The 13,025-nt window shown below is 34.6% G+C and carries 13 protein-coding genes; 3 read left to right on the top strand and 10 right to left on the bottom strand.

Annotated elements, in window-relative coordinates; genetic code table 11:
- Positions 1-13 precede the first annotated feature (13 nt).
- The 8 genes from MYRA21_RS10060 to MYRA21_RS10025 all read right to left on the bottom strand — a co-directional run bounded on the left by MYRA21_RS10060 (position 14) and on the right by MYRA21_RS10025 (position 7,580).
- On the bottom strand, positions 14-664 hold the full coding sequence (locus MYRA21_RS10060; protein WP_006260674.1) for a DEAD/DEAH box helicase: 651 nt from the start codon (positions 662-664) through the stop codon (positions 14-16).
- Between the two features lie 3 nt (positions 665-667).
- Entirely contained in the window at positions 668-1,840 is a 1,173-nt protein-coding gene (locus MYRA21_RS10055) for a sigma-54 dependent transcriptional regulator (protein ID WP_006260673.1), read from the bottom strand.
- Positions 1,841-1,868: 28 nt separating this feature from the next.
- On the bottom strand, positions 1,869-3,182 hold the full coding sequence (locus MYRA21_RS10050) for an ABC transporter permease (protein ID WP_006260672.1): 1,314 nt from the start codon (positions 3,180-3,182) through the stop codon (positions 1,869-1,871).
- Between the two features lies 1 nt (position 3,183).
- On the bottom strand, positions 3,184-4,104 hold the full coding sequence (locus MYRA21_RS10045; protein WP_006257056.1) for an ABC transporter ATP-binding protein: 921 nt from the start codon (positions 4,102-4,104) through the stop codon (positions 3,184-3,186).
- A gap of 186 nt (positions 4,105-4,290) precedes the next feature.
- Positions 4,291-5,415, bottom strand: a complete 1,125-nt coding sequence (gene dnaJ, locus MYRA21_RS10040; protein ID WP_006257057.1) for a molecular chaperone DnaJ — start codon at positions 5,413-5,415, stop codon at positions 4,291-4,293.
- Between the two features lie 33 nt (positions 5,416-5,448).
- On the bottom strand, positions 5,449-6,039 hold the full coding sequence (locus MYRA21_RS10035; RefSeq protein WP_036496601.1) for a nucleotide exchange factor GrpE: 591 nt from the start codon (positions 6,037-6,039) through the stop codon (positions 5,449-5,451).
- Positions 6,040-6,216: 177 nt separating this feature from the next.
- Complete coding sequence (locus MYRA21_RS10030; RefSeq protein WP_006260670.1) at positions 6,217-7,119, bottom strand: TIGR01777 family oxidoreductase; 903 nt, start codon at positions 7,117-7,119, stop codon at positions 6,217-6,219.
- Positions 7,119-7,580 (bottom strand): DUF4442 domain-containing protein, encoded by a 462-nt coding sequence (locus tag MYRA21_RS10025; RefSeq protein WP_006260669.1) that lies wholly within the window; start codon positions 7,578-7,580, stop codon positions 7,119-7,121. Before MYRA21_RS10025 ends, MYRA21_RS10030 begins: the two co-directional genes overlap by 1 nt.
- Before the next feature lie 152 nt (positions 7,581-7,732).
- On the opposite strand from MYRA21_RS10025, the gene MYRA21_RS10020 reads away from it, so the two are divergent.
- Together MYRA21_RS10020 and MYRA21_RS10015 are read left to right on the top strand one after the other, a co-directional pair.
- Positions 7,733-8,074 carry a PadR family transcriptional regulator gene (locus tag MYRA21_RS10020; RefSeq protein WP_006257061.1) on the top strand — a complete coding sequence of 114 codons (342 nt, stop codon included), beginning with the start codon at positions 7,733-7,735 and terminating at the stop codon, positions 8,072-8,074.
- Positions 8,067-9,587 (top strand): PspC domain-containing protein, encoded by a 1,521-nt coding sequence (locus MYRA21_RS10015; protein ID WP_006260668.1) that lies wholly within the window; start codon positions 8,067-8,069, stop codon positions 9,585-9,587. Before MYRA21_RS10020 ends, MYRA21_RS10015 begins: the two co-directional genes overlap by 8 nt.
- 80 nt (positions 9,588-9,667) lie before the next feature.
- On the opposite strand, the gene MYRA21_RS10010 is transcribed toward MYRA21_RS10015, so the two are convergent.
- Together MYRA21_RS10010 and MYRA21_RS10005 are read right to left on the bottom strand one after the other, a co-directional pair.
- Positions 9,668-10,375: an OmpA family protein gene (locus MYRA21_RS10010; RefSeq protein WP_006257063.1), complete on the bottom strand. Its 708-nt coding sequence runs from the start codon at positions 10,373-10,375 to the stop codon at positions 9,668-9,670.
- 31 nt (positions 10,376-10,406) lie between these two features.
- Complete coding sequence (locus MYRA21_RS10005) at positions 10,407-10,952, bottom strand: lipocalin family protein (RefSeq protein WP_006257064.1); 546 nt, start codon at positions 10,950-10,952, stop codon at positions 10,407-10,409.
- Between the two features lie 87 nt (positions 10,953-11,039).
- On the opposite strand from MYRA21_RS10005, the gene htpG reads away from it, so the two are divergent.
- Positions 11,040-12,896, top strand: coding sequence for a molecular chaperone HtpG (gene htpG, locus MYRA21_RS10000; protein WP_006257065.1), 1,857 nt, complete (start codon positions 11,040-11,042; stop codon positions 12,894-12,896).
- Positions 12,897-13,025 lie beyond the last annotated feature (129 nt).

Genomic DNA, 13,025 nt, shown 5'->3' with positions numbered 1-13,025 from the left:
ACAGCCTATAGTTTTATTCATTATCCTCTTCTTCCTCGTCATCATCGTAAAAGTCAAACCACTCTGCATCTTCACTAAGAGACTTATCAGCGAACATATCTAATTGTTCAACAAACTCAGTAGCTAAATAAAGGCGTTGTGTTTTCCCGATACTTTCTGACAAACGGTGTAAACGCGGTTCTAAGCGATTTCTAAGCTGAATATCTATATCATCTATAATATACATCTTCAACTGATTTACGTCAAACCCTGCGCTTGCAAACATCTCGTTCAATCGATTAGCAGTACCTATCAAGATATCATTTCCTAATGAAAGTAGATTCTTATCTTCATCTAAATCTGTATAATCATGTACTCCATAGATTCTAAGGTCTGTATATCTACTATACTCTTCAAAGACTTCCATTAATCTCTCTACCTCAAACTTATCTTTAACAACAATCAATACTCTTGTAGCGATCTCTCCTTCTACAGGTCTTTCAGTACGCTGTAGAGCTGCGATGATCATAGCTGTTGTTTTCCCCTGCTCTTTAGGTCCAAAAATAACTACATCTCTTCCACTTTTAATTGTTCCAAAAGTTTTCTTTTGAAGAGTTGTTGGTTCTAAAAGACCATTCTTACTTAAGTTCTCTTGTAAAGTACTATTTATCTTTTTTAATTTCATATTCTATTTATTTGCAAACATCTCGACATCTTGCTTCGAAACTTCCTTGCCTCCTAATATTATTAATCTTTCTATTACGTTTCTCAACTCACGGATATTACCAGTCCAATCATATTGTTGTAATAACTCGATAGCTTCACTACTAAATGCTTTTGGAGCTGTTCCTTGCTCTTTTGCTATTTGATTGACAAAATGCTCTGTCAGTAAAGGAATATCATCTCTACGGTCGTTTAATGCAGGCACTTTAATTAAAATAACTGCTAAGCGATGGTATAAGTCTTCTCTGAAGCGACCTTCAGCTATTTCTTTTCTAAGATCTTTATTCGTAGCCGCAATAACACGTACATCTACTTTCAAATCTTTTTCAGCTCCCACACGTGTGATCACATTCTCTTGTAATGCTCGAAGTACCTTTGCTTGAGCAGACAGACTCATATCCCCTATTTCATCTAGAAATATAGTTCCGTGATTAGCTTGTTCAAACTTACCTGGTCTATCTTTTACAGCAGAAGTAAAAGCTCCTTTTACATGACCGAATAATTCACTCTCTATCAATTCTGAAGGTATAGCTGCACAATTCACCTCTACCAACATATTTTGAGCACGATTACTTTGTAAATGTATCTGATGAGCCACTAATTCTTTTCCAGTACCATTAGGTCCAGTTATCAATACTCTTGCTTCTGTAGGAGCTACTTTTTCGATAATATCTTTTATCTGACTGATAGGTTCACTATTTCCTATCATCTCGTATTTCTTCCCTACCTTTTTCTTTAAGATTGTATTCTCTACTACTAGCTTACTAGTATCTAAAGCATTTCTAACTGTAGTTAATAACCTATTTAGATCAGGTGGTTTTGAGATATAGTCAAAAGCACCTAGACGCATTGTGTTTACAGCAGTCTCTAAATCTCCATGCCCAGATATCATTACAAATACTGTATCTGGCTTTATCTTTTTAGCTGCCACTAACAGTTCCTCACCGTCCATTTTAGGCATCTTGATATCCGAGATTACTAAATCATAATCTTCACCTGTTATCTTTTGTAATGCCTCCTCTCCATTCTCAGCAGCGTCTACTACATAGTCAGAAGACTCTTCTTCTAGAATCTTTACTAACACTCTACGAATAGCAGCTTCATCTTCTACTATTAATATTTTAGATGTTTTCCCCATATATTATAATTCAAAACAATTTATAACACTAGTATTTAAGCCACTTATAAAGCTCTTTCCATGAAGGTCTCTTTCCGTACATTAACACTCCAATACGATATATCTTAGCCGCTATCCATACTACTAGTATAAAGGTAAGAAATAGAATAATAATTGACACTATAACTTCCCATAAAGGTACACCGAAAGGTATTCTCATCAGCATAACAATCGGAGATGTAAATGGAATCATAGAAAACACAGTAGCTACTGTCCCATGAGGATCCTTCATTACAGTAAAGAAACCAATATACACACCTAACATTAAAGGCAATAAAATAGGTAATAAAAACTGTTGAGTATCTGTTTCGTTATCTACAGCAGCTCCTATAGCTGCATATAATGAACTATATAAAAAATAACCTCCGATAAAGAAAATGATGAAATAGATAAACAGAGAAATCAAAGGCAAACTTAATATCTCACTCACATAGTTCTGTACATCGAACATTATTTCATTCGAAATCATCCCATTAGCAGCTTGCATAGCTTCAGCACTTCCTGCTCCAGGCATAGCATTGATGCCTAATATACTACTTGCTACACCTAATAAAATGGCTCCTACTACTCCCCAGATAAGGAATTGTAGCAACCCAGCCATAGATGTTCCTACTATTTTCCCCATCATCAACTGAAAAGGTTTTACAGATGAGATGATAATTTCTATAATACGGTTTGTCTTTTCTTCTATCACAGAACGCATCACCATATTTCCATAGATAATAATAAACATCATGATAAAGTATCCAAATAACCCACCAATAATAATCTTAATTTCATTAAGACCTTTTACAGTAGCTTCTCCATCTGCTTTCACTAACTTTAAGTTTACATCAGCCTTAGCTTTATCTATCACAGAAATATCGATTCCACTTTGTTCTAAATTGACATGAGTTATCTTATCTCCTAACAATAACTCTACTTTGCTAACAAAACTTAGACTAGGGCTTTCATTAGAAATATAAGTTACACTCTCTTGATAATCTCCAATATTATCAGACTTTGGAACATACACTATCCCTTCGTACTTTTCCTCTTTCACTCCCTCTTTAAGAATATCTAAATCAACTGCCGATAGATCTTGATATTCAAAAGCTTCATTGCTTTCAAACTGAGTTACAAATAATCCACTCTCATCGTGAATAGCTATTTTCTTTACCTCCCCTTTCATACTGCTCAGATAAGCAATAAACACAGTTAGTAAAACAAAAAATATAGGACTTACGAAAGTCATTACGATAAAGGACTTATTGCGCACTTTAGCAATGAACTCTCTTTTTATTATTAATGGTAGTATATTCATATTACTTACTTACAGATTGAATAAAAATATCGTTTACAGTTGGTAATTTTTCTACGAAGTGAGTTACCTGTCCATTCACTGACAATATATTTAATAACTCATTAGGCATTTTTGTACCTAAGTCCACTTCTAACTGTACTTCGTTATTCAGTGATTTAAAACGAGTACTCTCAAACTTAAACTTATCACTCAATTCTAAAAACAAACGCTCGATATTATCACTTAATACCCCTACTTGATATAAGTTAGTTCTGTGTTCTCTTTTCACATCTACTAACTTACCTTCTATTAGTTTATTGGATTTATTAATCAATGCAATATAGTCACACATCTCTTCCACACTTTCCATACGGTGAGTAGAGAATATGATAGTAGTACCTTTTTCTTTTAACTCTAGGATTTCATCTTTTATGATATTTGCATTAACTGGGTCAAATCCCGAAAATGGCTCATCTAAAATTAAAAGTTTAGGCTCGTGTAACACAGTTACTACAAATTGTATCTTCTGAGCCATCCCTTTTGACAGCTCTTGAATCTTTTTATTCCACCATCCCTTGATATCAAGTTTATCAAACCAATAATCTAATTGACGTTTAGCTTCAGCTTTAGACAATCCTTTTAGTTGAGCTAAGTACATAGCCTGCTCTCCTACTTTCATCGTTTTATACAGACCTCTTTCTTCAGGCATATAGCCTATATCTTGAATATGTCTTGGACTTAGAGGTTCTCCATCTAGTAAGATTTGTCCTGAGTCGGGATAAGTGATTTGATTTATTATACGGATTAAAGAAGTTTTACCTGCACCATTAGGTCCTAAAAGACCATAGATTGTACCCTTAGGTACAGTGAGAGATACTTTATTTAATGCTGTTTTATCAGAATATGTCTTTACCACATCCTTTACTTCTAATATAGATTGCATCGGTGAATTCAATTAATTTCTGTAAAAATAAGTAAATATTTGAAAACGGGAGAATGAGGACAGTTATTTTCGGTAGGGCATAAAAAAACCCAACCTTATTTGGATAAATAAGGTTGGGAAAAATTGCTATGAAAAAGAAAATCCACTGTTTAATAAGTGTCCTACAAATGTATAACTTATTTTCAATCAAGAAAACATTTCTTTCACTTTTTCAAAAAAAGATTTGTCATTTTTAGTCGGACTTGGCTTAAAGTTTTGATCCTCAAGCATTTGTTCAAAGAATTCTTTTTGCTCTTTGTTCAACTTTTTAGGTGTCCATACGTTAATATGTACTAACAAATCACCATTTCCGTAACTATTTAAGCTTGGTAACCCCTTACCTTTTAGGCGTAAAATCTTACCAGACTGAATTCCTTCTTCTAATTTGATACGTACACGTCCTGTTACCGAATCAATTTCTTTACTTCCTCCAAGAGCTGCTTCTGCAAAACTTATGTATAAATCATAATGAAGATTATCTCCTTCACGTTGTAATGTATCGTGTTCTAATTCTTCTATTACTACTAATAAGTCTCCTGGTATACTATTCTTTCCTGGTGCTTCATTTCCTTTTCCAGATACCTTCAGTTGCATACCATCTGCTACACCTGCAGGTATTTTGATTGATACAGTCTCATCACTTACGATCATACCATCATTATCAGCTCCAGCAGGTTTGTGATCCATTACTTGACCACTTCCTTGACAGCTATTACAAGGAGAAGCTGTTTGCATACGTCCAAACACAGTATTAGCTACTCGCATTACCTGTCCTGTACCATTACAGGTAGGACACGTTTTATAAGTAACCCCGTCTGCTTGAACTTTGCGTTTTACTTTTATTTTTTTCTCTACTCCATTAGCGATATCTTCTAAAGTCAACTTCACTTTTATACGTAAGCTAGTTCCTTTCACTCTGCGCTGACCGCCGCCACCTCCGCCGAAGCCACCAAAGCCTCCGCCTCCGAATGCACTACCAAAGATGTCTCCAAACTGACTGAAAATATCATCCATATTCATGTGACCACCTCCGCCGAAGCCACCTCCGCCTTCGAATGCAGCATGTCCATATTGGTCATATCTCGCTTTCTTATCCGCATCACTTAATACTTCATAAGCCTCAGCTGCTTCTTTGAACTTCTCTTCTGCTTCTTTATCTCCAGGATTCTTATCAGGGTGAAACTCAATTGCTTTCTTACGGTATGCTTTCTTTATAGCTGCAGCATCTGCACCTTTATCAATACCTAATATTTCGTAATAATCTTTTTTCATCTTTACTGTCTTTTACTTCCTATTTTAGAAAGATTACTGTCCTATAACTACTTTAGGGAAACGAATAACCTTCTCTCCTAGTTTATATCCTCTTTCTATAACGTCTACCACTTTACCTTTCATCTCATCTCCTGCAGGAATTTGTGTCACAGCTTCTGACAAATCGGCATTAAAGTCATCTCCTACCTTTATCTCTACCTCTACTAACCCTTTGCTAGATAATGTATCTGTAAACTTAGTAGCGATTAACTTAATCCCTGTAAGATGATCACTCTCTCCATGTTTTTCTAATTCTATAATAGCACGGTTAAAATCATCTAACACAGGCAATAAAGATAACATCACACCTTCACTAGCAGTACTTAAAAGCTCTAAACGCTCTTTAGCAGTACGCTTTCTAAAGTTCTCAAATTCAGCAAACAAACGTAAATTTTTATCTTTTTCACTTGCTAATTGTTCAGCAAGTAATTCTTCTGCACTCTGCACTTCTTGCTCTACGTTCTCTTGTGTTTCAGCAGTATCTTGTACTACTTCTTGTTGAATTTCTTCTTGTTCTTTATTTATATCTTTATTTTCAGTACTCATGATTGTGTATTTATTATTCTTATTAACTCTTAACTTCATAGCAAATCCTTTGCCAACTTAGTCAATCTGTCATTATGACATTTTCATTATTAAGCTATATTCGTGCTAATTACCTCACTTATTCACTCAAAATAGCGATTTATATCACACTCCATAAAAAAAGGAAACTCTAGTTTCCTAAAGTTTCCTTCTATCGTTATCTACTGTACTTCTTCTTTATCCTTTAAAAAAGTCCTTTAAAGCCGTTTTTAACGTCTTAAATTTAAAATCAAATCCTGAACTGATAATCTTTTCACTACTTACTTTTTGTCCTTCCGTTACTAAGATTGCTTTTTCTCCTAGAGCTACTCGAATAACGCTTTCTGGTATAGCAGGTAGCCAAATAGGCTTCCCCATTGCTTCACCTAAACTATTTGTAAACGCTCTATTCGTCAAAGGCTCTGGAGCTACGCCATTATAAATTCCCTCTAGCCCACGCTCTAAGACATAGACAAACAAGTTTACTAAATCATCAATATGAATCCAAGAATAATACTGCTGCCCTGTACCAATAGGTGCTCCTAACCATAGTCTAACAGGTTTTATCATCGTAGCTAATGCGCACTCGTGCAAATCTAATACTAAACCTATACGCACAAGGCTCACCTTAAGTCCCAATTCTCTAAAAGCTAAATTACCTCTTTCCCATTGTTCTACTACATTTCCTAAAAAGTTAGTAGCTTTTTGATAATGTTCTTCATCTTGTACCTCAGCTATATTACTGTAAATACCTATAGCAGATGCCCCAATAATATGTTTTATCTGGTGCATATTTTCTTTCAGCACTTGATACAGAAAAGCAGTTGGTATAATACGGCTATCTAATATTAACTTCTTACCAGCCTTAGACCAAGAATCGGCTATACTAGACCCCGCAAGATGAATAATAGCTTCTACTCCTTCTAAACAAGCGATATCGATTTCTCCTTTATAAGGATCCCATACAAATTCTTTTGCACCCTTTACCTCATTCTTCCCTAAAGAGCGTGTAAGGTAATGTACTTCATGACCTTGATTGATTAGAGATTGAGTTACTCTACTCCCGATAAAACCAGTAGCACCTGTTATCAGTACCTTCATTATTTTTTACTTCTTATTTTTAATGTCCATTCAAAGTTCATAACAGACACCTGATCACCATCCGCATTTCTTCCAATGCTCTTCATCCATACAGTGACCCCTTCACCAGTATCTATTGTTTTCTTTATTGCTTCATCTAATAAGGCTCCATCTACACATTCAAAAAAGATGCGCCCTGTTGCCTTCTTGGTAAAACTACTATTATTATTGGCTACTAGCATAGATATTTTCTCTCCACTCTCTGCAATCTTACGCATAACTAATGCTCCTGTAGATAATTCTGCTGCCATAGCTTGTACAGCAAAGTACATAGAATTAAATGGATTCTGATTTTTCCAACCATGCTTAACAGTCGTAACTGCCCTTACATCAGATATTTCTTTCATACGCACACCTGTCCAATAAGCAGATGGCAATTTAAAAAACAAAAACTTATTAATACTCGATACGTTAAACTTCATAAAACTTAGATTTTTACTAAATATACAAAAAATGTTTATCCCTAACATAATTTTAATAAAAGTTAATTCTGCGTTAAAAAACAGTACTATGCAATACAAAGTACCTTCCTTTAGATATATCTTTGCTATAGAAAATAAGAAACACTATTACCATGAATATAGAAAACACAAAAGCTCAAATGCGAAAAGGTATTTTAGAGTTTTGCATTCTTTCTATTCTTAAAGAGAGAGATTGTTATACCTCAGAAATACTAGACGAATTAAAAAGCGTCAAGTTGGTAGTGGTAGAAGGTACAGTATATCCTTTACTAACTAGATTAAAAAATGATGATTACCTAGCTTATAGATGGGAAGAGTCCAGTTCTGGACCTCCACGCAAATACTACAAGCTAACCGAAAAAGGAGAATTATTTTTAGACGAATTAGCTAAAACATGGTATGAGTTAGCTAACGCAGTAAAAGAAATAACTACTAAAAAAATGAACGATGAATAAAACACTTACAATCAATATAGCAGGATCAGTTTTTCACATAGATGAAAATGCTTATCTAAAACTAGATCAATATCTAAAGGCAATCAAACGTTCGTTTCCTAAAGAAGAACAGGACGAAATCATTCATGATATTGAAATCAGAATAGCAGAACTATTCTCTGAGAATATTACAGACTCTAATCAAGTAATCACAATAGCTGATGTAGACAGAGTGATCTCTATTATGGGAAGTCCAGAAGACTATATAATAGATGAAGAGCCAACTGCAAAAACAGAGACTAAATATGTCTACACAGGCACCAAAAAACTATACCGAGATGGTGAGAATGCTATGGTAGGTGGAGTATTAGCTGGTCTAGGTCACTACTTTAAGATAGACACGGTATGGATGAGAATTATCTTTATGATATTAGTATTATTCTACGGAACAGGAGTTTTATTATACCTTATCTTATGGATTATCGTACCAGAAGCGAAGACTACTTCTCAGATCTTAGAAATGAAAAGAGAGCCTATAAACATCTCTACTATTGAGAAAAAGGTAATGGAGAATGTTAATTATGTAACGAGCAAAATCAATGATGTAGACTACGAGCATATCAAAAATCAAACGAAAAGAGCTGGTGAACGCAGTGGTAAAATAATCCTAAATATCATCGGTATCTTCTTTATCGTCATCAGTGTATTGTCCATATTTTCAAGCATAATTGGTATTTCTGCAGCCTTGATTAATAAAGAAATTATCTTAGAAGAAATAGGTTCTGAATTTCCTTTACTTTCTGCAGGAGTTTATCCATTTTGGGTGAGTACCTTATTACTAACTTCTTTAGTTACCCTTCCTTTCATCGGATTGTTAATTATAGGGTTACGCATGATCTATACTAACATTAAGTATGTAGCCCTAATCATAATTGGGTTATTACTACTGTGGTTTATTTCTTTAGGTTTATTCTCTATACCATTCTTAAATGCTAAAAACTATGAATCTCGACACGTCTATAGAACTGAATATACAGAGTCTGCTAAGGCTACCTCAGAATTCAGCTTTGATGACACTACTGATGAAATCAAAATCACATTAGTAACAGAGGATTATTTCAAATCAGATAAGTCAAAAACAGAAGGGTTTGAAGTAAAGGAGATCAACTCTCTTTTGCCTATCGAAATAGAGATTTTACCAACATTTCAAAACGAAATATACGGTACTTCAGAAGTTAAAGACTTTACTATCAATAAAAAGAAAAACAAGATAATAGAGATAGATTTGAACTTAACCAACTTAAATCAAGAAGGGAATCAATTAATCATTTCTAACAATCTATTTCCAGAAAACAAAACAAATGCAGATACTGAAAATGCAAAAATAGTATACACTATTTACATCCCAAAAGGAAAAAAAGTATACATCAGTGAACCAGTAAAAGCATTGATAAAATCAAACGAGACACTTACAGCTGGAGCGCATTGGTACGAGATGCAAGAGGACTCTACCCTTAAATGCTCTGACTGCTAGTAATATTAATTTTGTTTCAATTATTACCAATAAAAAAGGTTCCTTTTTAAGGAACCTTTTTTTGTATCATATTCATCTGATTAGTAAGAACCAGATTCGTTATAAGCATCTCTGATCATTTTATCATTTGCTTTAATCGCAAACTCTACACGTCTATTCTTAGCTTGTCCTTCTTTCGTATCGTTAGAAGCGATAGGGTCAGCTACACCGAAACCATCTGTCTTCATACGATTAGCAGCTACACCTTTAGACGCTAAATATTGTCTTACAGATGCTGCACGTTTTTTAGATAAGCTTAAGTTATACTCTTCTCTACCTGTATTATCCGTATATCCGTATATCTCGATATCTGTATCTTGATTCTCAGGATCTTTAAATACTGTAGTTAACTTGTCTAAATTATCTTTTGCTCTTTGTGTTAACGTTGAAGAGTTTAAATCAAAGTTTACAGAATTCTCTCCTAACACTAGCTTGATTCCCTCTCCTACACGTTCTACTTGAGCACCAGGTACCGTGTTTTCGATCTGACGTGCTTGCTTATCCATCTTGTTTCCGATCACTCCTCCAGCAGCACCACCGATTACACCTCCTAGTACAGCACCTAGAGCACCGTTACCTCCTTTACCGATATTGTTTCCTAAGATCCCTCCGATAATAGCTCCACCTGCAGCACCGATAGCAGCACCACGTTGTGTCTTATTAGAGTTTTTAGCAGCTTCACATCCTGTTAAAGATACTGAAGAGATTAATAATGTTCCTGCTAATATAAATGTGGCTGTTTTTTTCATCTTGTTTTATTGTTTTGTTTTAAAAGGTAAATTAATTCTTAGTAAAGCGGTATGTCACATCATACGATTGTCCACCTGCATAGAATTTATCAACTAACTCAAATGTATTAGCTGTTTGATTCTTCACACGTAGAGAATACCCTGTTGTTACATTTTTAGCTTTGACACCCTCATCGACGAATTTAAATTCGAAGTTACCATTCGGAGTAACAGTCCATTTAAAATCACTTGCAAAACTAGGACAGTCTCCTCCTTTTGTCAATTCTACTACACCTGTATTATTGTTAGAAACGAATTTCCATTGGCTCCCAATAAAACATTGTGAATCAGCAATATTAAATGAACTCACTTTTACGAACTCACCACCGATGTGCTTGATATCCGTTAAAGTCCAATTCCCTTTTATCCCTACCTGAGATTTTGTGTCCATAGTAGGCTTACACGATGCTACTGCAAGAGCCAGTGCACCAAATAATACTAATTTTTTCATAGATTTTTTATTATTGTTACGTTTTCTTTTGCGCGATACTCTTCTCAAAGTTACGAAGAAATAAGATAACCTTGAGTTTTCTGACAAAGTGACACTCTTTTTGCTTTGGTATCTTTTTTGTCCTTACAACACTGTAAAAATATTAAAAATTCAAATAACATTAAACATACAACTATGACATCTGGAAAAATTAACGTTACAGTGGAGAACATCTTCCCACTTATTAAAAAGTTCCTTTACAGTGATCACGAAATTTTTTTAAGAGAGTTAGTATCTAATGCTACTGATGCTACATTAAAACTAAAACATTTAACGAGTATAGGGGAGGCTAATGTAGAATATGGAGACCCTATCATTGAAGTTAAAATAGACAAAGACAATAAAAAACTTCACATCATAGACCAAGGTCTAGGGATGACTAAAGAAGAAGTAGAAAAATACATTAATCAAGTTGCTTTCTCTGGAGCTGAAGAGTTCTTAGAGAAATATAAAGATTCGGCTAAAGACACAGGTATCATCGGACACTTTGGTCTAGGGTTCTACTCTGCTTTTATGGTAGCGGATAAAGTAGAAATCTTCACTAAATCATTTAAAGATGAGCCTGCTGCACATTGGACTTGTGATGGTAGCCCAGAGTACACTTTAGAAGCATGCGACAAAACGACTAGAGGTACTGAGATTGTATTACACATTGCGGAGGATTCACTAGACTTCTTAGAAGACTATAAAATCCGTGAGTTATTAGTAAAATACAATAAATTCATGCCTGTGCCTATTAAGTTCGGTACGCATGAAGAAGGCGAAGGAGATGATAAAGTAGAAGTAGATACTATTATCAATAATCCTAACCCAGCATGGACAAAACAACCTGCTGACTTAAGTGATGAAGATTATAAGAATTTCTATAAAGAGTTATACCCTACTCAATTCGAAGATCCTTTATTCAATATCCACTTAAATGTAGATTATCCATTTAACCTTACAGGTATCTTATACTTCCCTAAGTTAAGTGCTGATCTTCAAATGCAAAAAGACAAAATCCAATTATACCAAAACCAAGTATTCGTAACGGATAATGTAGAAGGTATCGTTCCTGACTTTTTGACAATGTTAAAAGGAGTTATTGACTCTCCAGACATCCCATTGAACGTATCTCGTTCTTACCTTCAGGCTGATGGTAATGTGAAGAAAATCTCTAACTATATCACTCGTAAAGTAGCTGATAAGTTAAAATCGTTATTTAACGAAAATAGAGAAGACTTCGAAAGCAAATGGAATGATATCAAAATCGTACTAGAATACGGTATGTTATCTGAAGAGAAGTTCTACGAAAAAGCAGGAGCATTCATGCTTTACCCTACTGTAGATAATAAATTCTATACATTAGAAGAATTAAAAGAAGCTACTAAAGATAACCAAACTGACAAAGACGGTAATCTAGTAATCTTATATGCTTCTAATAAAGATGCTCAACACAGCTATATCGCAGCTGCACAAGAGAAAGGATACCAAGTATTATTATTAGACTCTCCTATCGTATCTCACTTGATCCAAAAGTTAGAAAGCGATAATGAGAAAACTACTTTCGTACGTGTAGACTCTGACCATATCAATAACTTGATTAAGAAAGAGGATTCTGAAATCTCTAGATTATCTGAAGATGAACAAAAATCATTACAAGAGATCGTAGAGAATATCGTACCTAAAGATAAATATACTGTGAAGCTAGAAGCTATGGACAGCACAGCAGAGCCATTCATCATTACACAGCCTGAGTTTATGCGTCGTATGAAAGAAATGAGCCAGTCAGGTGGTGGAGGTATGTTCGGTATGGGTAACTTCCCTGAGATGTATAACCTAGTGGTGAACACAAACTCTCCTCTAGCATCTAACATCATCGGTAATGCTGATGAAGCAACTAGAACAGAAAGTATCAAACAAGCAATGGACCTTGCAAAACTATCTCAAGGTTTATTAAAAGGTGAAGAACTTACTGCCTTCGTAAAAAGAAATTTCAACAATCTGAAATAAGATTATAGCACTTCCAGAGAAGCCCATAACAGTGATGTTATGGGCTTTTCTTTTTTACAAACAGATCCCCTCGTTTTGTAATATTCCTTTCCTTTTATCCAATATACTATTATCTCAACTATACTTCCT

This window comes from Myroides sp. A21 (assembly GCF_000807225.1).
In the GTDB taxonomy this organism is placed as follows: Bacteria; Bacteroidota; Bacteroidia; order Flavobacteriales; family Flavobacteriaceae; genus Flavobacterium; species Flavobacterium odoratimimum.
This window is presented reverse-complemented; position numbering and strand designations above follow the sequence as displayed.